Raw genomic sequence first — 24,982 nt, 5'->3', positions numbered from 1 at the left:
GTGGTGCTCACTGCACGACGAAGATGTTGAACGAGACGCTGGAGATGCCCAGCTCGGGCGTCTGCGGCGTCAGCGGTGCGTTCAGCGCGGTGCGGATTTCCTCGGCCAGCCTGGCCTTGTCCTCCGGCGTGACCAGCGACTCGGGCGCGCGGTTCGACAGCTGCACCAGCAGCCGGCTGCGCAGCTCGGGCATGAACTCGACGATCTGCGCCTTGGCATGCTCGTCGCGCACGCGCAGCGCCATGCCGATCTGCAGGAAGCGGCTGCGGCCCTCCGCCTGCAGGTTCACCGTCAGCGGGTCGAGCATCACGAAGATGGGCTTTTCGGGAACCGGCGGCTTGGCCGCTTCCGTGGAGGCGGCGCCCGTGAAGCGCGGCAGGAAGACGTACGCGGCGGCGCCGGCCGCTGCGAGAAGGCCGACGGCCAGCACGACCCCGATCAGCAGCTTCGATGAGCGGCGCGGGGCGGGCAGCGAGGCGGAGGCCGGTGCGGCGTTTGCGACAGATGTTGGGGGAGCCATGTTGAAGCGGTTTTTCTTGTCCGGTCTATTCTTTTCGAAGTCCCTCGCGGACGAACGGCCGAACAAGCGCACAAAGGCGTTTCATATCCGTTCATTGCGCGGCGCCTTCCATGGGGCGCCGTCGCGGGGCGGGGGGTGAAGATGGGTTGCTGCGTGCCTCGCTGCCTCAGGCGAAGGTGTCGATGCCGGAGCGCGAGTTGGCGGCGGCGGGGCGCGTGGCTGCGACGGCGGCCGCCGGTGCACCGGCCGCCGTGCGTCCGGCGCCGGGGTAGGAGGCCGTGGCCTGCTGCCGCGCCGCGCCCTGCTGCTGGCCCTGTTGTTGCTGCGCGAAGGCGGCGTCGTTGCCGTTGGGCTGGCGCGTTTCCGCGCCGACCGAAGTCTGGCCCAGCGTGATGCCTTGTTCCGACAGCGAGTTGCGCAACTGCGGCAGCGCGGCCTCGACGGCCTTGCGCACGCTCTCGTGCGCCGAGACGAACATCGCCTGCGCCTGGTTGTCGCCCATCGACAGCGTGACCTTCAGCGGGCCGAGGCCGGCCGGGTTCAGGTTGAGCTCGGCCGTGTGGTGCCCGCTGGCGCTCATGCGCAGCAGTTGCTGGCCCAGGGCCGGCGCCCATTTGTCGCTGCCGACTTCGGGCGCGATGGTGTGGGCCGGAGTGCGCGCGGCGGCCGCGGCGTCGCCCGCGCGCTCCGGGGACGACGCCGTCACCGCGGCTGGCTGCTGGAGCGCGACGGGGTCGATGGCGGGCTGGCTGTCCGCGCCATCGGTCGTGGCGGCGACAGGGCTTGCAGCCACGGCGGCCTTGGCGGCCTGCGCATCGTTTGTTGCCGCCGGTTGCGCCGCGCTCGCGAGCTGCTCGGCGGTGGTGGTGCCGATGGGCGCGCGCGATGCGGGGCCGCGGCCGGTCGCTGCGGTGCCCACGGATGGGCTCGCGGGGGCGGACACCGGCTTGGCGAAGCCCACGGCCATGGTCTGCGCCGCGATGGCGGCGCGGGCCGCATCGTGCAGCGAGCCGGCGGGCGCGGCATCCGCTTGCAGGGGCGCGGCTTGCGCGGCGGCTGCGGCGGGCTTCTGCGCGACGGCCTCCTTCGCGGCCTTGGCCGCGGCCTCGGCCGTGTCCGCTGCATCGGCGGCGACAGCGGCCGTGCCGGCGGCTGTCTTCGCCGAAAGCGCCTGCAGGGCCGGATCGAGAGCCACGTCGGTGGTGGCGTCTGCCGGCGTCGTCTTCGCAAGCCCGTCGGCAGTGCCTTCGCCCGCCGCCTGCGCCGCCGACCGGCCCGCGAGCGTCAGCGCGTGCAGCGGCGAGTTCGCCTGCGCGAGGAATGCGAGGTTCGGGTCGGCGAGCGGAGCGTCTTCCTTCTTCGTGTCCTCATCCGCGCCGGGCTTGCGCGCGGCCTTGCGGTCGATGGCGGCCACGTCCGACGTGCTGCCGTCCTTCTCCGCCGTACCGGCCTGGCCGCCGCCGTTGGCGCGCGAGCGCTCCAGCGCCGCGCCGAAGCTTGGGCCCTGCGCCTCGTCCGCGCCGCGCCCGCGCGAGGCGGCCTGCGCGGCCGCGGGCTGTGCTGCGGCATTCGTCGTGACGGGGGGCATGATCATGGAAGGCATGTCGGGTCCTGCGTGCGGATGTTTCTGTTTCTCAAAGGGTCGGATGCGAGGCGCGGTCGAAGAACTTGCGCGCCGCGCGCTCGTCGCTGTCGCGCTGCTCGCGCTTGGCCTCGGCCATCAGTTCCTGCATGCGCACGCGCTCGGCCAGCGTGTCGAAGGAGCTCAGGCGTCGGCGCTGCTGCTGCCAGTCGTCGCGGCCGTGGTCCAGCCGGGTGCCGGTCTGCGCGGCAATAGCGCGCTGCTGCTCGATGGCGTTGTCCAGCGTGCCGAGGAAGTTGCGGTAGTTGCGCCACTGCGAGGAGGGCAGGCCGTCGCGCATCAGGGCGTCGAGCTGCTCGTGGTAGTCCTGCCGGTACTGCAGCAGCAGGTCGAGCTTCTGGCTGGCGTCCAGGTGCGCGTTCTGCAGCGCGCCCAGGCGCCGCGCGGCGTCGTCGGTCTGCGTGTGCGCCAGGTCGATCAGCATGCCGAGAGGGAGCTTGCGTGTCATCTTTTGCTTCTTTGCGGAGTGGGTGTGCGCGGCTCGCCTTCGAACAGGTTTTCCAGGCGGGCGATGGATTCGGCATAGTCCGTGCGCTCGTCCATCGACTGCTGCAGGAAGCCCTCGATGCGCGGGTACATCGCGATCGCCTGGTCCAGCTGCAGGTCGTGGCCGGGCGCGTAGGCGCCCACGCTGATCAGGTCGCGGTTGCGCTGGTAGCGCGAGAGCATCTGCTTGAAGCGGCGCACGGTGTCGAACTGCGAGGACGGGATCAGCGCGGTCATGGCGCGGCTGATGGAGGCCTCGATGTCGATCGCCGGGTAGTGCCCGGCCTCGGCCAGCGTGCGCGAGAGCACCACGTGGCCGTCGAGAATCGCGCGCGCCGAGTCGGCGATGGGGTCCTGCTGGTCGTCGCCCTCCGAAAGCACCGTGTAGAAGGCCGTGATGGAGCCGCCGCGCCCGTTGGCGTCGCGCTCGCCGTTGCCGGCGCGCTCCACCAGCGCCGGCAGCTTGGCGAACACCGAGGGCGGATAGCCCTTGGTGGCCGGCGGCTCGCCCACGGCCAGCGCGATCTCGCGCTGCGCCATCGCGTAGCGGGTGAGCGAATCCATGATGAGCAGCACGTCCTTGCCGCGGTCGCGGAAGTACTCGGCCAGGCAGGTCGCGTAGGCCGCGCCCTGCAGGCGCAGCAGCGGCGAGTTGTCGGCCGGCGCCGCCACCACCACCGCGCGTGCCAGGCCCTCTTCGCCCAGCGTGTTCTCGATGAAGTCCTTCACCTCGCGGCCGCGCTCGCCGATGAGGCCGACCACGATGACTTCCGCGCTGGTGTAGCGCGCCATCATGCCCAGCAGCACGCTCTTGCCCACGCCGGAACCGGCGAACAGGCCCATGCGCTGGCCGCGGCCCACGGTGAGCATGCCGTTGATGGCGCGCACGCCCACGTCGAGCACCGAATCGATCGGCGCGCGCGTCAGCGGGTTCATGGGCGGCGAGCTCAGCGGCACCTTGCGGGCCATGTCGAGCGGGCCCAGCCCGTCGAGCGGACGGCCGGCCGCATCGACCACGCGGCCGAGCATGCCTTCGCCGACAGGCAACCGCTTGGTGTGCGCATTGCCGCCGCCGATGGTTCCCGCCGCATCGGGCTCGGGCGCGCCGGGCCGCGCATACACGCGCGCGCCGGGCAGCAGGCCCGCCACTTCGGTCTGCGACATCAGGAAGAGCCGGTCGCCCGCGAAGCCGACCACTTCGGCTTCGGCGTGCCGTTGCGCATGGCCCGGCGGCAGCTCGATCAGGCAGTCGCTGCCCACGGGCAGCTGCAGGCCCACGGCTTCGAGAACCAGTCCCACGGCGCGCGTGAGCCGGCCCGAGGCGATGGTGGTTTCGCAGCCCGCCACATTGGCGCGCGCTTTTTCGAGCGCGGCGAGCACCGACTGCAGATGGGGGTTGGGGGCGGTGGCCTGCATGGCGGTTGTCACCGGGCTTCGGGCCTGCCGTCGGCGTCGCCGTTGAGGGCGCCCGTCACGCGCTTCCAGCGCGTTTCCAGCGTGCCGTCGAGTTCGCCGGTGGCTGATTGCACGCGGCAACCGCCTCGGGTGATGGTGTCGTCGGCGCGCATCTGCCAGCCTGCGGCTTCGATCTCTTCGCCAAGGCTGCTTCGCACCAGCGCCACGTCGTCGGGGTGCAGCAGCAGGCGCGGCTCACCGCGCAAGGCTGGTTCGGTGTTGAGCAGGTCGCGCACCACGGGCAGCACCCATTCGGGCTCGGCCTTCAGCGTGCGGTGCACCACCTGGCGGGCCACGTCGAGCGCGAGCGCGAGCACGGCCTGCGATAGCTCTTCCTCGGCGCGGCGCAATGCATCGGGCAGCGACCGGGCCAGCGCGCGCAGGCGTTCGGCGTGTGCGCTGGCGGCCGCGAGGCCGGTGGCCAGGCCCTCGGTGTGGCCCACCTTGCGGCCTTCGGCAAGGCCGGCGGCGCGGCCCTCGGCTTCGCCGTCGGTGCGGGCTTCCTTGCGGATGCGCGCGAGATCGGCGAGGTCGATCTTGGGTGCGGAAGGAGGCGGCGGCGCTGGCGGCGCGGTGTTCCTGCGCTCGCCCGTCGTCTTGCGGGCCGCGGGCGTGCGAGGACTGCCGTCGATGGTGCCCATCTCCCAGCGTTCCCATGCGGACAGCGCGGGCGCGGGAACGATGGGGCGCTCGGTTCTTGGCCCGCCTGCCGCGTGGCGTGCGGCGGCGTGGATGGCTGCGAGCCGCTCGCGCGATTCGCCGAAGCCGCCGAAGTTGCCGTTGGAATCAGACGAACTCATCGGTGCCAGGCGTCGCGATCACGATTTCGCCGGCCTCCGCCAGGCGGCGGGCGACCTGCAGGATGGCCTTCTGCTCGGTTTCGACCTGCGACACGCGCACAGGTCCGCGCAGCTCCATGTCCTCGCGCAGCGTCTCGGCGGCGCGCTGCGACATGTTGTTGAGGAACTTGTCGCGCAGCTCCATCGGCGCGCCCTTGAGGGCGATGATGAGCGAGTCGCTCTCGATGTCCTTGAGCAGGCGCTGGATGCTGCGGTCTTCCAGGCCCAGCAGGTTCTCGAACACGAACATCTCGTCGACGATGCGCTGCGCCAGAGCCTCGTCCTGCTCGCGCACGTGGGCGATGGCTTCTTCCTCCACGCTGGTGCTCATGAGGTTGACGATCTCGGCCGCGGTGCGCACGCCGCCCAGGCGGCTGCGGCGCAGGCCCTGGCCCGCGAGCATCTCGGTGAGCACGTCGGTCAGTTCGTTCAGGGCCGAAGGCTGCACGCCGCCGAAGGTGGCCACGCGCATGATCACGTCGTGGCGCAGGCGCGCGGGCAGCTTCTCGAGCACCTCGGAGGCCTTCATGCGGTCCAGGTGCACGAGCAGCGTCGCGAGGATCTGCGGGTGCTCGTCGCGGATGAGCTCGGCCACTTCGCCGGCCTCGAGCTCGTTGAGCCGCTCGATGCCGCCGTGCGGCTCGTCGGGCTGCAGGATGTCTTCCAGCAGGTTGCTGGCGCGGTCCTCGCCCAGCGCCTTGCGCAGCACGGCGCGGATGTAGCTGGTCGAGCCCAGGTGCAGGGCCGAGAGCTGCTCGGTCTCGTTGCGGAATTCGGCCAGCACCTCTGCCAGCTCTTCCTTCGAGACTGAGGTGAGCTTCGACATCGCGAGCCCCAGCGCCTGCACCTCGGAGGTGGGCAGCTGGTGCAGCGCGGCCGCCGCGCGGTCTTCGCCCAGTGCCATCAGCAGGATGGCGCTCTTGCGGGTTCCCTGTTCGCTACTCATCGTTGTTCATCCAGTGCTGGATCAGCGCCGCCACCACCTTCGGGTCTTTGTCGGCGGTCTGGTGGGCGTATTCCATGTCGGCCTTGCGGCGGTTGGCCTCGCGTTCGCGCAGGCTCTCCTCGGCGGAGGGCGTGTTCTCATCCGGTGCGGCGGCGGCCACCACGGCCGGGGCTTCCGCAGCGGCCGGCGCGGGCGGGGGCGCCAGGTGCTTGCGCATCAGCGGGCGCAGCACCGCGAACCAGGCGAAGAGCGCGAGCAGCGCGTACAGCAGGTACTGGCCGGCGATCCTGGCGAGGTCGAGGTTCTCGCGGTCGCGCCAGAACGGCACCTCGGGCGCGGGAGCGTTGTCGGCGTCACGGGCGAAGGCGCTGTTCACCACGTTGAGCGAGTCGCCTCGTTCCTGGCTGAAGCCCATGGCTTCCTTCGCAAGGTTGCGGATCTGCTCCAGCTCGGCCGGCGTCAGCGCGCGGCTGGCGGTCTTGCCCGCGGCATCCACCGCGTCGCGGTTGTTCACGACGACGGCGACCGACAGGCGCTTCACGCCGCCGGCGGCCTGCTGCACGTGGCGGATGGTGCGGTCGAGCTCGTAGTTGGTGGTGGTGTCCTTGCGCGAGCTGCTCGGGCCGGTGGGCGCGGTGCTGGCCGTCGATGCGGTGGCCGTGCCGGGGGCTCCCGGTGCGCCGGGCGTTCCCGGGGCGGGCGGGGTTCCGGGTGCGTTCGGCGCCCTCGGGCCGGTGATCGGCGCAACGGGGTTCACCGGCGGCTGGTTCGACAGCGCGCCCGGCACGCCGCCGGGCTGTCCGCCGCCGTGCTGCGCCGATTCGCTGCTCTGCTGGCTGCGCACGGCGGCCTGGGAAGGGTCCTGGTTGGGCTTGTATTTCTCGTCGGTGTGCTCGACCACCGAGAAGTCGATGTCCGCCGCCACCTGCGCGCGCACGTTGTTCGCGCCCACGATGGGCTGCAGGATCGCCTCGATGCGGCGGATGTAGCCCTGCTCGATCTCCTGCGCGTACTTCAGCTGGCTCACGTCCAGCCCGCGGTCGGCGCCGCGCGCGGAAGAAAGCAGGTTGCCGCGCTGGTCGACCACGGTCACGCTCTTGGCGTCGAGGTCGGGCACGCTGCTGGACACCATGTGCACGATGGCGCTGACCTGGCCTTCATCGATGCTGCGACCGCGTGCCAGCGCGAGCACCACCGAGGCCGAGGGCTTCTTCTGCTCGCGCACGAAGAGCGAGGGCTTGGGCAGCGCCAGGTGCACCCGGGCCGACTCGATGGCGCCGATGGATTCGATGGAGCGCGCGAGCTCGCCTTCGAGCCCGCGCTGGTAGTTGACCTGCTCGGCGAACTGGCTGGTGCCGAACTTCTGGTTGTCCATCAGTTCGAAGCCCACCCCGCCGGCCTTGGGCAGGCCCTGCGCCGCGAGCTTGAGGCGGGTCTCGGCCACCTTGTCGCCCGCGATCAGGATCGCGCCGCCGCCGTCGGCGAACTTGTAGGGCACGTTCATCTGCTGCAGCGACGCGATGATCGCGCCGCCGTCGCGGTCCGACACATTGGTGTAGAGCACCTTGTATTCGGGGCCGCGGCTCCACAGCATGAATGCCGCCGCGGCGGCCACCAGGGCCGCGCCGCCGATGATCAGCGGCAGCCTCGGCTGCGCGCGGAGGCGGTCGAGCAGGGCCGGCTGGCCGTCGCCGGACTGGGGCAGCGCGTCCGCGGGCGCAGCCGTGCTCATGGGTGCGCCCTCGTCGCGGCCATGGCCATGGTGGGAGAGGAATTTCGGTTTAGAGATTTCATTCCGGATGGCCGGTGATGTCGTCCGCGGCCTGTTCGTTTCGCGGACGATTGTCAGCAGTCACCCGGAATTCGAATGGCCGAACAGCCGGGGTTTTCGCCCTCAGTTGCGCGCTTGAATCGGGGTCTTCCCTTGATACGCTGCAAGCCAGCCGGAGGGCCCTGGTCCCTCCGTGTCAAGTCACGCAGAAGTGTTCAGACAAACAAGAGGAAGAGGATCACCATGTCCATCAGCGCCATCGAATCGGTCCTGCAGCAGATGCGGGCCACCGCGGTCCAGACGGGCATCGCGCCGCAGACGGCAGCCCCGGCCGAAGCCGGCGGCTTCGCCGCCGAACTCAAGCGCTCGCTCGCCAACATCAGCGGCGCCCAGCAGCAGGCCTATGCGCAGGCCGAGTCCTTCGAGCTGGGCAAGCCCGGCGTCGCGCTCAACGACGTGATGGTCGACATGCAGAAGGCGAACGTCGCGTTCCAGACCGGGCTGCAGGTTCGCAACCGGCTCGTGACCGCCTACCAGGAAGTGATGAACCTGCAGGCCTGAAGGGTGAACGGGTGATGTGGAGAGGGGCGCGCAACTTTTTCGTGCATGCCCCCTAAAGGTTCGCAGGGCCCCGCCGATAACCAAGTCAACGATGGCTTGAGTCTCTAAGTGGAAGCGGGTCCAGCGTTACGGCCAAAAGCCGGAGTCCACAACCTTTTTTCATCAATCAGGAGTCGAACATGGCGCAAGTCATCAACACGAACAGCCTCTCCCTGCTCACGCAGAACAACCTGAACAAGTCGCAGTCGGCGCTCAACAGCGCCATCGAGCGCCTGTCTTCGGGCATGCGCATCAACAGCGCCAAGGACGATGCCGCCGGCCAGGCCATCGCCAACCGCTTCACGGCCAACATCAAGGGCCTGACGCAAGCCACCCGCAACGCGAACGACGGCATCTCGATCGCCCAGACGACGGAAGGCGCCCTGACCGAAGTCAACAACAACCTGCAGCGCATCCGCGAACTGGCTGTGCAGGCCGGCACGGGCACGAACTCGGCCAGCGACCTGGACTCCATCCAGGCTGAAATCGGCCAGCGCATGGACGAAATCAACCGCGTTTCGCAGCAGACCCAGTTCAACGGCGTGAAGGTCCTGTCGGCAGACGCCGGCAAGCTGACCGTGCAAGTCGGCGCGAACGACGGTGAAACCATCGACATCGACCTGCAGGAAATCAGCGCCAAGACCCTGGGCCTGGACGGCTTCAACGTCAACGGCAAGGGCGTGTCGGCCAACGCCAAGGCCAACGTCAACGACCTGACCAAGGCCGGCGCCACCGGCACGGGCCCCTACGTTGTGACCACCAGCTTCGCCAAGGTGACCGCCGAGCAGGCCGTCGACGCGATGCAGGACGGCAACACGGCTGTCGTGGGCGCGACCACCTACAAGTACGACGCCGCCGCCGGCAACTTCACGACCACCGTCGCCGTCGCCACCGGTGCTCCCACCACGGCTTTCGCCGGCACGCTGCTGCCGACCGCGGGCAACAAGTTCTCGGGCACCTTCACGGGCGTCAGCGGCACCACCAACTTCGAAGTCGACAGCGCCGGCGCGATCACCATCGGCGGCCAGGCAGCCTACCTCTCGGGCGGCAACCTGACGACCAACAACGTCGGCGCTCCTCCGGCCGCCACGCTGTCGGGCCTGTTCGCCAGCGGCGACACCACCGCCAGCGCATCCAGCGTCCAGCTCAACGGCACGACCTACAACTTCGGCGCTGCCGCGAACTCGGGCTTCACCTACACGAAGACCGTTTCGAAGGACGACGTGAAGACCGCCGTCGCCGGCGCCGCCTCGACGGTGAACCTGGGCTCGGGCATCTTCGCCTCGACCGTGACCTTCGCCGCTGCCGGTGGCCAGTCCAGCGACACGTACATGGACAACGACAAGGAGATGACCAAGACCGCGTCGTACACCACGAGCTACAACGTCAACGCAGTCAACGGCGAAGTGACGGTTGCCTCGACGACCGGCACGGGCAAGTACGCAGCCGACGTGGGCGCAGTGGCCTACGTCAACTCCGCCGGCAAGCTGACCACGGACACGACCAGCAAGGGCACCAAGACGAGCAACCCGCTGGCCGCGCTCGACGCAGCCCTGGCCAAGGTCGACACGCTGCGCGGCAGCCTGGGTGCTGTGCAGAACCGTTTCGACTCGGTGATCGCCAACCTCGGCACCACGGTCGTCAACCTGTCCTCGTCGCGCTCGCGCATCCAGGACGCCGACTACGCGGTCGAAGTGTCGAACATGACGCGCGCCCAGATCCTGCAGCAAGCCGGTACCTCGGTGCTGTCGCAGGCCAACCAGACCACGCAAGGCGTGCTGTCGCTCCTGCGTTGATCGAAAGGTACTGAGAAGTCAGAGGAAAGCCGGGTCCCTCCCCTGGGTTGGGACCCGGCCGACGCAGGCCCCTGGCGCAATCCGGGAGTGCCTGCGCTGTTCCCTGCGGCCATGCCGGTCCAGGCGAGGCCGCAGAGAACAGCGAACCCAGCACAGCAAGGTGGAAATGATGTTGAACCCCGTGTCGGCGAACTCCGTGAAGGACAACCAGTGGACGCAGCTGCTCGTCGGCGGCGCCGCGGGCGCGGCCTCTGCCGCCGCCGCCACGGCCGAGAAGGACGACGCGAAGGAGGGTGCGACGCCGGTCCAGGTGGAGCAGGCGGTGCGCCAGGTGAACGAGTCGCTCGCGCTGCGCGAGGTCGGCCTGCAGTTCGAGGTCGACAAGGAGACCGACATGGTCATCGTCAAGGTGGTGGACCGCGCCAGCGGCGAGGTCATCCGCCAGATTCCCAACGAGGAAGTCGTGCGCATCGCGAAGCTGATGAACGACGGCAACGGACTGCTGGTGGACCACGCGGCCTGAGGCCCGCACCGGCGGCGCAGACGCAGCGACACCCATTCGAATTCAAGAGGACAAATACATGGCAACGATCAGCAGCCTGGGCGTGGGCTCCAACCTGAATCTCGCGGACCTGCTCACGCAGCTCGAGACCGCCGAGAAGCAGCCCATGGTGGCGCTGCAGGCCAAGGCCAAGAGCTACACGAGCAAGCTGTCGGCCTACGGCACGATCCAGAGCGCTCTCTCCACGCTGCAGGCGGCGGCCAAGAAGCTCGGCGACCCGACGTTCTTCCAGAGCGTGACGGGCACACCCACCGTCAGCGGCATCCTGTCGGCAACTGCCACCGACACGAGCGCGGCGGGCAACTACACCATCGACGTGTCGCAGATCGCGCAGTCGCAGACGCTGGTGAGCGCGGGCCAGGCCGACGCCAAGGCCGCCATCGGCACCGGCAAGATCACCATCGACTTCGGCGCCATCACCGGCGGCACGCTCGACCCGGCGACCGGCCAGTACAGCGGCGCCACCTTCACCGCCGACGCGAGCCGGCCCGCCAAGTCGATCACCATCGACTCGACCAACAATACGCTGGAAGGCATCCGCAACGCCATCAACGGCGCGAACGCGGGCGTCACGGCCAGCATCGTGAACGACGGCAGCGGCACGCCCAACCGCCTGGTGCTGACCTCGACGCAGACCGGCGAGAAGTCGAGCATGCGCATCGCGGTCGACGGCGACGCGGCGCTGCAGGGCCTGCTGAACAACGACCCCGCCGGCGCGCAGAGCCTGAAGCAGACCTCGGCGGCGCAGAACGCGAAGCTCAACGTCAACGGCATCGATGTCACCAGCCCGACCAACACGGTGAAGGAAGCCATCCAGGGCGCCACGCTGACGCTGGTGGGCACCGGCAAGACCGGCCTGTCCATGAAGGAGAACACGGCCGGCGTGAAGACGGCCATCAACGACTTCGTGAAGGCCTACAACAGCCTGCAGAGCACGGCCAAGACGCTGACCGCGTACGACGCCGATACCAAGACCGCTGCGGCGCTGGTGGGCGACAGCACGCTGCGCAACCTGCAGACGCGCATCCGCCAGGCGCTCGTGGCGCCGCAACCCGGCGGCACGAACGACATGAAGGTGCTGACCGAGATCGGCGTGTCCTTCCAGAAGGACGGCACCCTGGCGGTCGACTCCGACAAGCTGGACAAGGCGCTGGCCAACAACCTCAAGGGCGTGGCGAACCTGTTCTCCAGCGCCACCGGCAGCACGGCCGGCTACGGCAAGCAGATCGACGCGCTGGTGGACGACGTGACCAAGGGCGCGCTGAAGGTGGCCAGCGACGGCGTGACGGCGACCATCAAGGAACTCGACACCCAGTACGACGCGATGCAGCTGCGCGTGGACGCCACGGTCGACCGCTATCGCAAGCAGTTCAACCAGCTCGACGTGCTGATCAACAACCTGAACAACACCAAGAACTACCTCACGCAGCAGTTCGACGCGATGTCGAAGCAGTCCAAGTAGGACGCAAGGCACGCGGAACCTGGAGCACCAGCCGATGTACACCCCCCACAACATGCGCACAGGTGCCGGTGCCTACGCGCGCCTCGGTGTCGAGACCAGCGTGATGAGCGCGTCGCCGCACCAGCTCATCACGATGCTGTTCGATGGCGCCAAGACCGCCATCGGCATGGCGCGCCACCACATGGCCGCCGGCGACACCGAAGCCAAGGGCAACGCGATCTCCAAGGCCATCGGCATCGTCGACAACGGCCTGAAGGCCGGGCTCGACGCCCAGGCGGCCGGCGAGGCCGGCGCCGAGCTGGTGGCCAACCTGTCGGCGCTGTACGACTACATCGTGCAGCGGCTGTTCCGCGCCAACCTGCACAACGACGTGCTGGCCCTGGACGAGGCCGACCGGCTGCTCGAGAACATCGCTTCCGCCTGGCGGGAGATCGACGACCGGGCCCGTGGCTGAAATGCAACCGCAAGAGAAACAGAAAAACATGGCATTCCGGAGTGAGGTCGTTCATTGCTACGAAGAGCTGGCCACCGGCATCGCATCGATGCTGGTGCTGGCGCGCGCCAAGGAGTGGGGCCAGCTCCCCGCGCTCGAAGCCCGCTGCTCGGCGATGGTGGAGCGCCTGAAGGCCATCGAGCCCCACGAGCTGCTGGACGCGACGCAGGTCGAGCATGTGCTCGATCTGCTGGAGCGCATACGTTCCGACCAGGCCGAGGTGTCGGGGCTCATCAAGCCGCAGCTCGAGAGCCTGATCAGCCGCATGGGATATCTCACGCAGCAGAAGAACCTCGGCAGGGCCTACGGGCCGCCGCACTGAGCGCGGCTGCCGGACGACCTGAAGAAACCGCACCATGACTGGACTCGCCGGACTGCTCGACGCGCTGCTGGCCGCAAGGCTCGCGCCGCGGCTGGACGTGCTCGGCATCAAGCCCGAGACCACCATCGGCGCGCCCGGGCCGGCGGTGGCGATCGGCAAGGTCGAGAACGATGTCAGGCTGCCTTCCAATGCGGCGCTCGACAGGCAGATCCCGGGTGCCGCTGCCGGCGGTACTCCCCATGCCGGCTCCGGCGCCCAGCCTTCGATGGAGACGCGGCTGTCGGTGGCGGCGCGCGTCATCGGCGCGGTGCTGGCCGACCTGCAGGCGCAACCGGGGCCGGTGCGTGGCGCCGTGCCCCTGATGCCTTCGCGCGCGCAGCCGGTGAACGCCGCGGCGCTGGCGGGCACGCTGGCGCAGGCTGTGTCGGACAGCGGGCTCTTCTATGAATCGCACCTGGCGTCGTTCACGGCCGGCGGCCGCACGCTCGCGCAGATGAAGCAGGAGCCCCAGGCGCAGTGGGCCGTGCCGGTGATCGCGAAGACGCAGGCGGGTGCATCGGTCGCGTCGCAGGTGGTGGCTGCCGCATCGACGGCGGTGATCGTCGATTCGCCGGATGCGCTGCCTTCGCTCGTGGCGCAAGCTCAGGTGCCCGCGGTGCAGGGCGACGGCGCCCGCGCGGTGGGCGTTGCCGCGCCACAGGCGCCGGCCACAGCAGGGCAGCCGCAGGACGCCGGTGTCTCCTCCTCGCAAGGCAAACCGCAGACTCTGGAACAGCAAGCCGCGGCGAACGACGCGGCGCGGGTGCAGGCCGCCTATCGGCAACCCGGGAGTGCATCGCCCGGCGGCGGCTTCGATTCGATGCCCGCGCACCGCGCCAGCGAATCCGCGCGCCAGGCCGACAGCGCCACGGCCCTGCCGGCATCGCGCGGCGGCGAAGTGATCCACCCCCAGGCCGTCACGCTGGTGCACCAGCAGCTCGATCTGCTGGCCAGCTCGGTCTTCCGCTGGAACGGCCATGCCTGGCCCGACGTGCCGATGAGCTGGACTGTGGAGGAAGAACAACAGGCCCGGTCCGAGGCGCGCGAGGGCGCGGTGGCCGAAGAAGAGGGTGCGCGCCGCTGGTCGACCACGGTCTCGCTGGAGCTGCCGAAGCTTGGCGAGGTCGACTTGCGGCTGAGCCTCGACGGCCAGGCCGTGCAGGCGCATCTGTTCGCGCGCGAGGCTTCGACCATGGCGCGCCTGCGCGGCGACACCGGCCGGCTCGCGAAGCGTTTCGACGCCGCGGGCCTGCAGCTGCAGCAGGTGCTGGTCGCCGCAAAGGAGGTTGCCCTATGAGCGCCGCGCCGGGCCGCCCCAGGCAAGCTCGCACCGCAGTGCGAAGCACGAAGGTATTCCAATGAACGAGGTGCTCGACAACCGCAACAGCGCCGTCGCGCTGTCCTATGCGGACAAGACGCGGGCGCCCGTCGTCGTGGCCAAGGGTTATGGCGTGGTCGCCGAATCGATCATGCGCGAGGCGCGCGAGCACGGGCTTTACGTGCACTCGTCGGCCGACCTCGTGAAGCTCCTGATGCAGGTCGACCTGGACAGGCAGGTCCCGCCGCAGCTGTACCTCGCCGTGGCGGAGGTGATGGCGTGGATCTACCGCCTCGAGGGTCGCGCAGGCGACTAATTGACCAGATGGACCAATGTGAAATCATGAATCGAGAAATTCGTTCAAATGGTCTTTCATCGGGACTAAATAAACCCATAGCGTTTATCAATTCGATGTTGCTGACGAATAAATTCGCGCTTTTTTTGGTGGCGTCTGAAACATTTGTTACCCAAACGGCTGACACCTGTAAACGCGGGGCCTCCATTGGGAGATGAGGAGTGCCTTGTCAGATGCCTCCTACCTTTTTTACCCTCATGTCATACAAAACACTTCAACATGTAAAACTTTGTGTATATAATGTATACACGATTGTTAGGAGCACGAAGTGAGCTTTGAATCGGAAATGGGATCAGACATGGAAAACGTCAACATCACCGCCAACGGCGTGATTTCGAGGGAAATCGGCGAGATAAATCTGGCCTATATGCTGCTGGCGCAGAAGCTGGTGAAGCAGGACAGGGCCGAGGCCATGTTCCGCCTCGGCGTGGGCCGTGAGCTGGCCGATCTGCTGGCGAACATGTCGCTCAGCCAGATCGTGAAGCTGGCCGCGTCCAACTTCCTGCTGTGCAGCTTCCGGCTGGACGACCGCCCCATGTTCGCGGTGGTCGGCGAGGGCAAGGAGCCTGCGCTGCAGCAGGCGCATATGTCGATCCTGATGGCCGCGCGCCAGGCGCAGGCACAGTCGCAGGCGCAGATGCGCGGAGCGAGCGCGGCGTGACCAGCAAGAGCGTCCTGGGCGAGGTGCGGCAGGTCCAGCTCGCGATCGAGCTGATCGGCCTCGGCGCGCGCCTGCAGTTCCTGGAAGCCGCGGTCACGCTGAGCCGCGAGCGCCTGATCCGCCTCTACAAGGAACTCAAGGGCGTCTCTCCGCCCAAGGGCCTGCTGCCGTTCTCCACCGATTGGTACATGACGTGGCTGGCCAACATCCACTCGTCGATGTTCTACAACATCTACCGGTTCATGCTCGACGAGGCGGACGAGAACGAGCTGCCCGCGCTCATCAAGGCCTACCGGCTCTACACGCAGCAGGTCGAGGCCAACGGTGGCGAGGTGGTGCTCGACTTCACCCGCGCCGAGACCATGGTCCGCTTCTTCGACAGCGACATGCTGCAGCTGAGCACCTGCTGTCGCTGCGGCGGCCATTTCGTGGCGCATGCGCACGACAACAAGAACGGATACGTGTGCGTGCTGTGCCGTCCGCCTTCGCGCGCGGGCAAGGCACGCAAGCCCAAGGCGACAGAGCGCCGCCGCGGCGGGCTCGTCGCGGTGGCGCCGGTGATGGACATCGGCGGCGCCGTCTAGGAAAAGTGCCCCGCCGGCGGCCATGGCCGCCAGGGGTTTGTTGATTCGACGCCCGCTGGGCGATAGGGGAAGCGCGTGCTGGTTCTGGTTGGATACATCGTGGTGATCGGTGCCGTCTTCGGTGGCTACGGCCTCATGGGCGGGCACTTCGGCGTCCTGTTCCAGCCGGTCGAACTGCTCATGATCGGCGGCTCGGCGCTGGGCGCCTTCATCGCCGGCAACAACGGCAAGACCATCAGGGCCACCATCAAGGAGCTGCCCCTGCTGCTGCGCACCTCCAAGCACAACCGCCAGCTCTACATGGACCTGCTCGCGCTGCTGTACGAGCTGCTCGCCAAGGCCCGCAAGGAAGGGATGATGAAGCTGGAGACCGACGTGGAAGACCCGTCCCAGAGCGAGATCTTCACGCGCTATCCGAACATCATGGCGCACGAGGGCATCACCGTCTTCCTGTGCGACTACCTGCGCCTGGTCATCAGCGGCAACACCGACGCGCACGAGATCGAGGCGCTGATGGACCACGAGATCGAGACCATCCGCCACGAGGCCGCGGTGCCCGGCCACAGCCTCTCGCGCGTGGGCGATGCGCTGCCCGCGCTGGGCATCGTCGCGGCCGTGATGGGCGTGGTGCACGCACTCGGCTCCGCCAACCTGCCGCCCTCCGAAATGGGCGCGCTGATCGCGCACGCGATGGTGGGCACCTTCCTCGGCGTGCTGCTGGCCTACGGCTTCGTCTCGCCGCTGGCCTCGCTGATCGAGCAGAAGGTGGAAGAGGGCATGAAGATCTACCAGTGCGCCAAGGTCACGCTGCTGGCCAACCTCAACGGCTACGCGCCTCAGCTCGCGGTGGAGTTCGGCCGCAAGGTGCTGTTCTCGACCGAGCGCCCCTCGTTCACCGAGCTGGACGACCACGTCCGCGAAGTCAAGGCGCGCTGACGCGCCCATCGCACGAGCCAGCACAGAGCAGCCAGCGATCATGAGCGACGACAAGCCAAGAGTCATCTTCAAGCACGTCCACAAGGGCAAGCACGGCGGCGCGCACGGCGGCGGCTGGAAGATCGCCTATGCCGACTTCATGACGGCCATGATGGCCTTCTTCCTCGTGATGTGGCTGCTCTCCATCTCCAGCACCAAGCAGCGCGAAGGCATCGCGGAGCACTTCCGCATGCCGTTGCGCGTGGCGCTCACTGGCGGCGACAAGTCCAGCCTCAGCACCAGCATGATCCCCGGCGGAGGCGCCGACCCGGTGCACGTGGAGGGCGAGGTCAAGCTCACCGAGACCGCGAGCGAGGACGAGGCCGACGCCAGCCGCCTCGCCGAGATGAAGAGAAATCTCGACGCGCTGATCGAGAAGAGCCCTGTGTTCCAGCAGTTCCGCTCCCAGATCCTCATCGACATCACCACCGAGGGCCTGCGCCTGCAGATCGTCGACACCGAGAACCGCCCGATGTTCGAGCTGGCCAGCGCGCGCGTGGTGCCGCACATGCGCGCCATCCTGCGCGAGCTTGCGCCGGCGCTCAACGGCCTGCCCAACAAGATCACCCTGTCGGGCCACACCGACGCCATCGTCTACACCAACGACCGGTCCTACGGCAACTGGGAGTTGTCGTCAGACCGCGCCAATGCCTCGAGGCGCGAACTCGTGGCCGGCGGCATGACCGAGGGCAAGGTGCTGCGCGTGATCGGCCTGGCCGACAGCATGCACCTGGACAAGGCCGATCCGCGCAACCCGATCAACCGGCGCATCAGCATCATCCTGCTCAACCACCGGACCCAGGAGCGCATCGAGCGCGAGAACAGCGCGGAGCCCGTCGGCGGGCTGCGCATCGGCAAGGCGGCCGCGAAGGCGGACTGAACGGACGCACGGCAGCAGACGGCACAACAACAAGAAACACACAAAGACACGAGATGGACCTCAGTCAATTCACCCAAGCCTTCTTCGTCGAAGCCATCGAACTGCTCGCCGAGATGGAGCAACTCCTGCTGGAACTCGATGTCGACGCCCCCGACAGCGAACAGCTCAACGCCATATTCCGCGCGGCGCACTCCATCAAGGGCGGCGCAGCGACTTTCGGTTTCACTGCCCTTACCAACACCACGCACGTTCTCGAGTCGCTTTTGGACCGCGCCCGCCATGGGCAGCTGCGTCTGACCGGCCGGATGATCGATGCATTCCTGGAAACGAAGGACGCCTTGCAAGAACAACTCACCGCCTACCAGGCAGGCAACGAGCCGGACCCGGACATGGTCGCGCACATCTGTGGCGTGCTTCAGCAACTCGCGCTCGAAAGCGGTGACGCAAGTGCGGCGGCACCCGCGCCCGCTCCGGCCCCTGCGCCGGCTCCTGCGCCGGCTCCTGCGCCGGCTCCCGCGCCTGTGGCAGCCTCCGAGCCCGTGGCTGCGCCGGCCGATGCCGCCGCCGGCAAGGGCGGCGGCGGCGCACTGCGCGTCCGCTTCGCCCGCCTGTCGGAAAGCGAATGCGAGCTGCTGACCGGCGAGCTGGCCAATCTCGGCAAGGTGCTCTCGAGCACGCGCAGCAACGACCAGCTCACAGTGCTGCTCGAAACCACCTGCTCGCCAGACGACATCGTCGCCGTCTGCTGCTTCGTCATCGACGAATCGCAGATCGACATCACGCACGAAGCGGTTGCCGAAGCTCCGGCAGCGGTGGCCGCACCCGCGCCCGAGCCCGAGCCCGAGCCCGCCGCGATCGTGGAAGCCGCGAAGCCGCAACCCGCGCCTTCTCCCGCACCCTCGGCGCCCACCACGGCAGCCGCTTCGTCCGCCGCCGCCAAGGAATCCAGCTCCATCCGCGTCGACGTCGAGAAGGTCGACCAGCTCATCAACCTCGTGGGCGAGCTCGTCATCACCCAGTCGATGCTCACGCAGGCCGCGACCATGCTCGATCCGGTGGCCTACGAGCGCTTCCTCAGCGGCCTGGGCCACCTGGAGCGCAACGCACGCGACCTGCAGGAATCGGTCATGTCCATCCGCATGATGCCGATGGACTACGTGTTCAGCCGCTTCCCGCGCGTCATCCGCGACGTGAGCGCCAAGCTGGGCAAGCAGGTCCGCCTGGACACCTACGGCAAGGAAACCGAGCTCGACAAGGGCCTGATCGAGCGCATCGTCGACCCGCTCACGCACCTGGTGCGCAACAGCCTCGACCACGGCATCGAGACGCCCGAGGTGCGCCTGGCCAAGGGCAAGGACGCCACCGGCCAGCTGCTGCTGTCGGCGCAGCATCACGGCGGCAACATCGTGATCGAGGTGAGCGACGACGGCGCGGGCCTCAACCGCGAGCGCATCCTTGCCAAGGCCATGCAGCAGGGCCTGCCGGTGAGCGAAACCATGCCCGACGACGAGGTGTGGCAGCTCATCTTCGCGCCCGGCTTCTCCACCGCCGAGCAGGTCACCGACATCTCGGGCCGCGGCGTGGGCATGGACGTGGTCAAGCGCAACATCCAGGAAATGGGCGGCCACGTCGAGATCCACTCGCGCGGCGGGCAGGGCACCACCACGCGCATCGTGCTGCCGCTGACGCTGGCCATCCTGAACGGCATGTCGGTGAAGGTGGGCAGCGAGGCCTACATCCTGCCGCTGAGCTACGTCATCGAGTCCCTGCAGCCGCTGCCGGAGCACCTGCATTCCATCACCGCCGACGGCCACGTGATCCGCGTGCGCGGCGAGTACCTGCCGCTCATCGAGCTGCACCGCGTGTTCGACGTGGCCGGCGCGCAGACGCACCCCACGCAGGGCATCCTGGTGATCGTGCAGGCCGACGACAGCCGCTTCGCGCTGCTGGTGGACGAGCTGCTCGGACAGCACCAGGTGGTGGTGAAGAACCTCGAGACCAACTACCGCAAGGTGCCCGGCATCTCCGCCGCGACCATCCTCGGCGACGGCAGCGTGGCCTTCATCATCGACGTGGGCGCCATGCCGCGCATCCAGCGCGCGCAGGCCGCGAGTGCGGCCGCGCTCGCGGGCGCGGCCCGGAGGACCGACGCCATTGCACTCTGACATCCGACGGAGACAGCTGAATGCGGTTTGATTTCTTCCGTCGCGCTTCCGAAGGCGCCGGCGCCGAAACCGGCGCCTCCACCCAGCCCGAGGCCGGCTGCGAAGGCCACCTGGCCTACGCGATGCTGCTCGACGCGCAGAGGCGCGTGATCGGCTATCGCATGGCCTGGCGCGCCGCCGGCGCGGCTTCCGATGCGTCCGGCGCAGCGGGCGTCAAGGCGCTCATGGACACGCTCGCCATGCACCTCAACCCTGGCGACGAAGGCTGGCTGCTGGGATCGCAGCTGCTGTTCGTCGACGTGACGGTCGACGCGCTCTTCCAGAGCGAGCTCCAGTCGCTGCCGCCGCAGCAGGTGGTGCTGTGCATGCGCGCGGACGAACTGATGGACGCCGACCTGCGCTCCATCCTGCTGTTCCTGCGCGAGCAGGGCTTCGGCTTCATGCAGTGCGCAGGCGCCGTACTGCCTGAAGACCCGGAGCTGCGCTCCATCGTCACCCACCTCGAAGTCGGCGCGAACGACGCGGACACCGTCGCGCGCCTGCGCCAGGACGCCCAGCTGGGTCACCCGCCGGTGGAGCCGGTGGCCTCGCGCGTGGAAGACTGGACCGAGTTCGATGCCTGTGCGTCGCGGCGCGTGAACGTGTTCATCGACGGCTCCTTCCGCAACCCGCCGGTGCTCGAGACCGAAGACGCGCTGCAGCCCGAGTCGCTGCTGATCGTGCAGTTGATGCAGATGCTCCAGCGCAACGAAGACCTGCGCGTGATCGAGGCCGCGCTCAAGCACGATGCCGCGCTCACCTACCGCCTGCTGCGCTACATCAACTCGCCCGCGGTGGGCATGGCGGTGGAGATCCATTCGCTGCGCCATGCGGTCGCCATGCTCGGCTACTCGCCGCTTTACCGCTGGCTCTCGCTGCTGCTGGCCACCAGCAACAAGGCGGGCTCGCCCTACATGATGAAGAAGGCCATCCTGCGCGGGCGCTTCGTCGAACTGGTGGGGCAGGGCATGCTGCCTGCCAGCGAAGCCGACAACCTGTTCGTGGCCGGCATGTTCTCGCTGCTCGACCAGCTGCTGGGCGTCTCGATGGAAGGCGTGCTGCGCAAGGTGCAGCTCACCGAGGCGGTGCAGCAGGCCATTCTTTCGCGCGGCGGCCTCTACGGCCCCTTCGTGGCGCTGGCCGAGAGCTGCGAGCTCGACGACGGGCAGGCGGCGCGCCTGTCGGAGGCGCTGTTCCTGAGCCCGGCGCAGGTCAATGCCGCCCAGCTCTCCGCGCTGGTGTGGGCGCAGGGCGCCAGCCCCGCCGCGAGCGAGCAATGAAGCAAAGCGCGGCCGGAGTGCCGAAAGTGCGGGGCATTTGCGCGTCTGATCGGTCCATTGGAAACGGTGGCCGCTATGTACATTGAAAGCCAACCTTCCAGGCTGGCCGTGACCACCGAGTTCCTTTTCACCGACAGCGACTTCTCGCGCGTGCGCACCCTCATCCATCGCCGCGCCGGCATCGCCCTGGGCGAGCAGAAGCGGCAGATGGTCTACAGCCGCCTCTCGCGCCGGCTGAGGGAGCTGCAGCTGCCCGACTTCGCCTCGTACCTCGACTGGCTAGAACAGCGCCAGGACGGCGAGGAGTGGCAGCTCTTCATCAACTCGCTGACCACCAACCTCACCTCGTTCTTCCGCGAGGCGCATCACTTCCCGACGCTGGCCGAGCACGTGCGCAAGGCGAAGCAGCCCGTCACCGTGTGGTGCGCGGCGGCATCGACGGGCGAGGAACCCTATTCCATCGCCATCACGCTGATGGAGGCGCTGGGCGACAAGGCCGCGGCCTCGCGCGTGATCGCCACCGACATCGACACGGCGGTGCTGGCCAAGGCCTCCGCCGGCGTCTTCACCGCGGAGCAGGTGCGCAGGCTCGCGCCCGAGCGGCTGCGGCGCTTCTTCAACAAGGGCACCGGCTCCAACGCGGGCAAGGTGCGCGTGCGGCCCGAGGTCGCGGCGATGGTGAAGTTCTCGCGGCTCAACCTGCTCGACAGCGCCTGGGCGGTGAAGGAGCCGGTGGACGCGATCTTCTGCCGCAACGTGATGATCTATTTCGACAAGCCGACGCAGAAGAAGGTGCTCGACCGCTTCGCGCCGCTGCTCAAGGCCGACGGCCTGCTGTTCGCCGGGCATTCGGAGAACGCCTCGCTGGTCAACCAGGCCTTCCGCCCGCTGGGCCAGACCGTGTATGAGCTGGCGCGCTCGCGTGCCGCGGGTGCTTCCTCATGAGCGCGGCCTCGAATGCGGCCGCCCCGGGCTCGGTGGCGAGCCATCATTATTTCGACCGCGACGTCGGGATGATGGCCGTGAAGCTGCTGCCCTCCGAGTACTACGTGACATCGAGCAACACCGCGCTCAGCACGGTGCTGGGCTCCTGCGTGGCCGCCTGCCTGCACGACCGCGAGGCGGGCGTGGCCGGCATGAACCATTTCATGCTGCCCGACGACGGCGAAGCCGGCGCCTCGGCCGGCACGCGCGACGCCACCGAATCGATGCGCTACGGCACCTACGCCATGGACGTGCTGATCCGCGAGCTGGTGCGCGCGGGCGCGCGCCGCGACCGGCTCAAGGCCAAGGTGTTCGGCGGCGGCGCGGTGCTGGCGAACATGACCACGCTCAACATCGGCGACCGCAACGCCGACTTCGTGCTGCGCTACCTGGGCAACGAGCGCATCGAGGTCGCCGCGCAGGACCTGCGCGGACCGCATGCGCGCCGCGTGTGCTTCGTGCCGGCGACGGGAAAGGCCATTGTGCGCAAGCTGCGCGCGCAGACAGAAGTGCGCCAGGTGCAGCACGAGGAGGGCGAGCTGCTGCGCAGGCTCTCCGGCCCGCGCGCTGCATCGGCTGCCGATAACAAAGGAAACCTGTGAGCGTGAAGAAGATCAAGGTGCTGTGCGTCGACGACTCGGCGCTCATCCGCAGCGTGATGACGGAGATCATCAACAGCCAGCCCGACATGACGGTGGTGGGCACGGCGGCCGACCCGCTGGTGGCGCGCGACCTCATCAAGGTCACCAACCCCGACGTGCTCACGCTCGATGTGGAAATGCCGCGCATGGACGGGCTCGAATTCCTCGAGAAGCTCATGCGGCTTCGGCCCATGCCGGTGGTCATGGTTTCCTCGCTCACCGAGCGCGGCTCGGAGATCGCGCTGCGCGCGCTCGAGCTGGGCGCCATCGACTTCGTGACCAAGCCGCGCCTCGGTGTGCGCGACGGCCTGCTCAACTACACCGAACTGATCGCCGGCAAGATCCGCACCGCGGCAAGCGCACGCCTGCTGCCCGCCCGACACGCCGCCGCGGCGCGCCCCGGCGGCGAGGCGCTGCAGGAATCGCTGCTGCGCAGCCCGCTGCTGAGTACCGAGAAGCTCATCATCATCGGCGCCTCCACCGGCGGCACCGAGGCCATCCGCGAAGTGCTGCAGCCGCTGCCGCCCGACTCGCCGGCCGTGATGATCGCGCAGCACATGCCCGCGGGCTTCACGCGCTCGTTCGCGCAGCGCCTGGACGGCCTGTGCCGCATCAACGTGAAGGAAGCCGAGCACGGCGAGCGCGTGTTGCCGGGCTATGCCTACATCGCGCCCGGCGGCTACCACCTGTCGCTCGCGCGCAGCGGCGCCAACTACGTGGCGCACCTCGACCAGGAGCCGCCGGTGAACCGCCACCGGCCGTCCATCGACGTGCTGTTCGATTCGGCCGCCAAGCATGCCGGCAAGAACGCCATCGGAATCATCCTGACCGGCATGGGCAAGGATGGTGCCGAGGGCCTGCTGCGCATGCGGCGCGCCGGCGCCCACACGCTGGCGCAGGACGAGGCCAGCTGCGTGGTCTTCGGCATGCCGCGCGAGGCCATCGCGCTGGGCGCGGTGGACGACGTGTCGCCCCTGGCCGAAGTCAGCCGCCGCGTGCTGGCGCACCTTCGCACGTTCGGTGAACGTACGAACCGAGTTTGAGAGAAAAGAAAACGACCTTGGAGTTGGAAATATCGTGATCGACAAGAGCATCAAAATCCTGGTTGTGGACGACTTCCCGACCATGCGCCGCATCGTGCGCAACCTGCTGAAGGAGCTGGAGTTCCACAACGTGGACGAAGCCGAGGACGGCGCCGCCGGCATCGAGAAGCTGCGCGGCGGCAACTTCGGCTTCGTGGTGTCGGACTGGAACATGCCCAACATGGACGGCCTGACCATGCTGCAGACCATCCGCGCCGACCCCGAGCTCAAGAAGCTGCCGGTGCTGATGGTCACGGCCGAGGCGAAGAAGGAGAACATCGTGGCGGCGGCCCAGGCCGGCGCCAACGGCTACGTGGTGAAGCCCTTCACCGCCGCAACGCTCGAAGAAAAGCTCACCAAGATCTTCGAGAAACTCGCGAAGGAAGCGGCCTGACATGAGCCAGAACACCGCCGCCGCCGCCGTCGCGGAACCCGCGAACACCACCGAAGAACTGCTGGGCCGCATCGGCCAGCTCACGCGCCAGCTGCGCGAAGGCCTGCGCGAGCTGGGCCTCGACAAGCAGGTGGCCAGGGCCGCGCAGGCCATTCCGGATGCGCGCGACCGCCTGAGCTACGTGGCCGCCACCACCGAGCGCGCGGCGCACCGCGCGCTCAACGCCATCGACGTGGCCCAGCCGCTGCAGGAAGCGCTGTCCACCGATGCCAAGGGCCTGAGCAAGCGCTGGGACGAGTGGTTCAAGAACCCCATCGAGCTCGACCACGCGCGCGAACTCGTGCTGGACACGCGCGGCTACCTCGACGGCGTGCCCGAGCGAGCGAGCGCGATCAACTCGCAGCTCATGGAGATCCTCATGGCGCAGGATTTCCAGGACCTCACGGGCCAGGTCATCAAGAAGATGATGGAAGTGGTCAACGACGTCGAAACGCAGCTGCTGCAGGTGCTGATCGACAACTCCGCGCCCGAGAAGCGCCACGAGGCCGTGCAGAGCCTGCAGAACGGCCCGCAGGTCAAGCCCGGCAACCCCGATGCAGTCACCGACCAGGCGCAGGTCGACGACCTGCTGGAGAGCCTCGGCTTCTGATCTCAAGGGGCCTGCCGGCCCCTTTCTATTGTCCGAATTGCA

General features: G+C 68.3%; 26 protein-coding genes. 19 read left to right on the top strand and 7 right to left on the bottom strand.

Annotated features, from left to right (window positions below; all coding sequences use genetic code 11):
* Positions 1 to 7 precede the first annotated feature (7 nt).
* The 7 genes from fliL to fliF form a co-directional block, all read right to left on the bottom strand.
* A complete protein-coding gene (gene fliL / locus ABL838_RS23840; RefSeq protein ID WP_126023308.1) occupies positions 8 to 520 on the bottom strand; it encodes a flagellar basal body-associated protein FliL in 513 nt (170 codons plus the stop codon).
* Between the two features lie 166 nt (positions 521 to 686).
* A complete protein-coding gene (locus ABL838_RS23835; RefSeq protein ID WP_418122211.1) occupies positions 687 to 2,123 on the bottom strand; it encodes a flagellar hook-length control protein FliK in 1,437 nt (478 codons plus the stop codon).
* 31 nt (positions 2,124 to 2,154) lie between these two features.
* Positions 2,155 to 2,610, bottom strand: a complete 456-nt coding sequence (gene fliJ, locus ABL838_RS23830) for a flagellar export protein FliJ (RefSeq protein ID WP_126023309.1) — start codon at positions 2,608 to 2,610, stop codon at positions 2,155 to 2,157.
* A complete protein-coding gene (gene fliI, locus ABL838_RS23825; RefSeq protein ID WP_184641071.1) occupies positions 2,607 to 4,064 on the bottom strand; it encodes a flagellar protein export ATPase FliI in 1,458 nt (485 codons plus the stop codon). The genes fliJ and fliI overlap by 4 nt, the downstream gene beginning before the upstream one ends.
* Before the next feature lie 8 nt (positions 4,065 to 4,072).
* Positions 4,073 to 4,903, bottom strand: coding sequence for a flagellar assembly protein FliH (fliH, locus tag ABL838_RS23820; protein WP_418122210.1), 831 nt, complete (start codon positions 4,901 to 4,903; stop codon positions 4,073 to 4,075).
* Positions 4,890 to 5,888, bottom strand: a complete 999-nt coding sequence (gene fliG, locus ABL838_RS23815) for a flagellar motor switch protein FliG (protein ID WP_126023311.1) — start codon at positions 5,886 to 5,888, stop codon at positions 4,890 to 4,892. The genes fliH and fliG overlap by 14 nt, the downstream gene beginning before the upstream one ends.
* Entirely contained in the window at positions 5,881 to 7,620 is a 1,740-nt protein-coding gene (fliF, locus tag ABL838_RS23810) for a flagellar basal-body MS-ring/collar protein FliF (protein ID WP_418122209.1), read from the bottom strand. The genes fliG and fliF overlap by 8 nt, the downstream gene beginning before the upstream one ends.
* A gap of 282 nt (positions 7,621 to 7,902) precedes the next feature.
* Between fliF and fliE the strand changes: the two genes are divergently transcribed.
* The 19 genes from fliE to cheZ all read left to right on the top strand — a co-directional run bounded on the left by fliE (position 7,903) and on the right by cheZ (position 24,940).
* Positions 7,903 to 8,220: a flagellar hook-basal body complex protein FliE gene (fliE, locus tag ABL838_RS23805; RefSeq protein ID WP_126023313.1), complete on the top strand. Its 318-nt coding sequence runs from the start codon at positions 7,903 to 7,905 to the stop codon at positions 8,218 to 8,220.
* 179 nt (positions 8,221 to 8,399) lie between these two features.
* Entirely contained in the window at positions 8,400 to 10,055 is a 1,656-nt protein-coding gene (locus tag ABL838_RS23800; RefSeq protein WP_184641074.1) for a FliC/FljB family flagellin, read from the top strand.
* A gap of 166 nt (positions 10,056 to 10,221) precedes the next feature.
* The gene (locus ABL838_RS23795; protein ID WP_184641075.1) at positions 10,222 to 10,578 is read left to right on the top strand and encodes a flagellar protein FlaG; all 357 of its coding nucleotides are present in this window, start codon (positions 10,222 to 10,224) and stop codon (positions 10,576 to 10,578) included.
* 58 nt (positions 10,579 to 10,636) lie between these two features.
* The gene (fliD, locus tag ABL838_RS23790; RefSeq protein ID WP_418122208.1) at positions 10,637 to 12,079 is read left to right on the top strand and encodes a flagellar filament capping protein FliD; all 1,443 of its coding nucleotides are present in this window, start codon (positions 10,637 to 10,639) and stop codon (positions 12,077 to 12,079) included.
* A gap of 34 nt (positions 12,080 to 12,113) precedes the next feature.
* Positions 12,114 to 12,533 (top strand): flagellar export chaperone FliS, encoded by a 420-nt coding sequence (gene fliS / locus ABL838_RS23785; protein ID WP_184641077.1) that lies wholly within the window; start codon positions 12,114 to 12,116, stop codon positions 12,531 to 12,533.
* Positions 12,534 to 12,561: 28 nt separating this feature from the next.
* Entirely contained in the window at positions 12,562 to 12,894 is a 333-nt protein-coding gene (locus ABL838_RS23780) for a flagellar protein FliT (protein ID WP_221297679.1), read from the top strand.
* 34 nt (positions 12,895 to 12,928) lie between these two features.
* Positions 12,929 to 14,230: a flagellar hook-length control protein FliK gene (locus ABL838_RS23775; RefSeq protein ID WP_418122207.1), complete on the top strand. Its 1,302-nt coding sequence runs from the start codon at positions 12,929 to 12,931 to the stop codon at positions 14,228 to 14,230.
* A gap of 61 nt (positions 14,231 to 14,291) precedes the next feature.
* On the top strand, positions 14,292 to 14,567 hold the full coding sequence (locus ABL838_RS23770; protein WP_126023319.1) for an EscU/YscU/HrcU family type III secretion system export apparatus switch protein: 276 nt from the start codon (positions 14,292 to 14,294) through the stop codon (positions 14,565 to 14,567).
* 337 nt (positions 14,568 to 14,904) lie between these two features.
* Positions 14,905 to 15,267: a flagellar transcriptional regulator FlhD gene (gene flhD / locus ABL838_RS23765; RefSeq protein WP_184641079.1), complete on the top strand. Its 363-nt coding sequence runs from the start codon at positions 14,905 to 14,907 to the stop codon at positions 15,265 to 15,267.
* Positions 15,264 to 15,851: a flagellar transcriptional regulator FlhC gene (gene flhC / locus ABL838_RS23760; protein WP_126023320.1), complete on the top strand. Its 588-nt coding sequence runs from the start codon at positions 15,264 to 15,266 to the stop codon at positions 15,849 to 15,851. The genes flhD and flhC overlap by 4 nt, the downstream gene beginning before the upstream one ends.
* Before the next feature lie 75 nt (positions 15,852 to 15,926).
* Positions 15,927 to 16,787, top strand: coding sequence for a flagellar motor stator protein MotA (gene motA / locus ABL838_RS23755; protein WP_126023321.1), 861 nt, complete (start codon positions 15,927 to 15,929; stop codon positions 16,785 to 16,787).
* Positions 16,788 to 16,827: 40 nt separating this feature from the next.
* Positions 16,828 to 17,706: a flagellar motor protein MotB gene (motB, locus tag ABL838_RS23750; protein WP_418122206.1), complete on the top strand. Its 879-nt coding sequence runs from the start codon at positions 16,828 to 16,830 to the stop codon at positions 17,704 to 17,706.
* 53 nt (positions 17,707 to 17,759) lie between these two features.
* Positions 17,760 to 19,871, top strand: a complete 2,112-nt coding sequence (gene cheA / locus ABL838_RS23745; RefSeq protein ID WP_418122205.1) for a chemotaxis protein CheA — start codon at positions 17,760 to 17,762, stop codon at positions 19,869 to 19,871.
* A 20-nt stretch (positions 19,872 to 19,891) separates the two neighbouring features.
* Positions 19,892 to 21,190 carry an EAL and HDOD domain-containing protein gene (locus ABL838_RS23740; protein ID WP_418122204.1) on the top strand — a complete coding sequence of 433 codons (1,299 nt, stop codon included), beginning with the start codon at positions 19,892 to 19,894 and terminating at the stop codon, positions 21,188 to 21,190.
* Between the two features lie 108 nt (positions 21,191 to 21,298).
* Positions 21,299 to 22,135 carry a CheR family methyltransferase gene (locus ABL838_RS23735; RefSeq protein WP_126023325.1) on the top strand — a complete coding sequence of 279 codons (837 nt, stop codon included), beginning with the start codon at positions 21,299 to 21,301 and terminating at the stop codon, positions 22,133 to 22,135.
* On the top strand, positions 22,132 to 22,776 hold the full coding sequence (gene cheD / locus ABL838_RS23730; RefSeq protein WP_184641082.1) for a chemoreceptor glutamine deamidase CheD: 645 nt from the start codon (positions 22,132 to 22,134) through the stop codon (positions 22,774 to 22,776). Before ABL838_RS23735 ends, cheD begins: the two co-directional genes overlap by 4 nt.
* Before the next feature lie 2 nt (positions 22,777 to 22,778).
* Positions 22,779 to 23,858, top strand: coding sequence for a protein-glutamate methylesterase/protein-glutamine glutaminase (locus tag ABL838_RS23725; RefSeq protein WP_418122202.1), 1,080 nt, complete (start codon positions 22,779 to 22,781; stop codon positions 23,856 to 23,858).
* Between the two features lie 34 nt (positions 23,859 to 23,892).
* Positions 23,893 to 24,291 carry a chemotaxis response regulator CheY gene (cheY, locus tag ABL838_RS23720; RefSeq protein WP_126023328.1) on the top strand — a complete coding sequence of 133 codons (399 nt, stop codon included), beginning with the start codon at positions 23,893 to 23,895 and terminating at the stop codon, positions 24,289 to 24,291.
* A gap of 1 nt (position 24,292) precedes the next feature.
* Positions 24,293 to 24,940, top strand: coding sequence for a protein phosphatase CheZ (cheZ, locus tag ABL838_RS23715; protein WP_369661104.1), 648 nt, complete (start codon positions 24,293 to 24,295; stop codon positions 24,938 to 24,940).
* Positions 24,941 to 24,982 lie beyond the last annotated feature (42 nt).

Origin of the sequence: Variovorax sp. 160MFSha2.1, from assembly GCF_048305075.1 — a bacterium.
GTDB classification, from domain to species: Bacteria; Pseudomonadota; Gammaproteobacteria; order Burkholderiales; family Burkholderiaceae_C; genus Variovorax; species Variovorax guangxiensis.
This window is presented reverse-complemented; position numbering and strand designations above follow the sequence as displayed.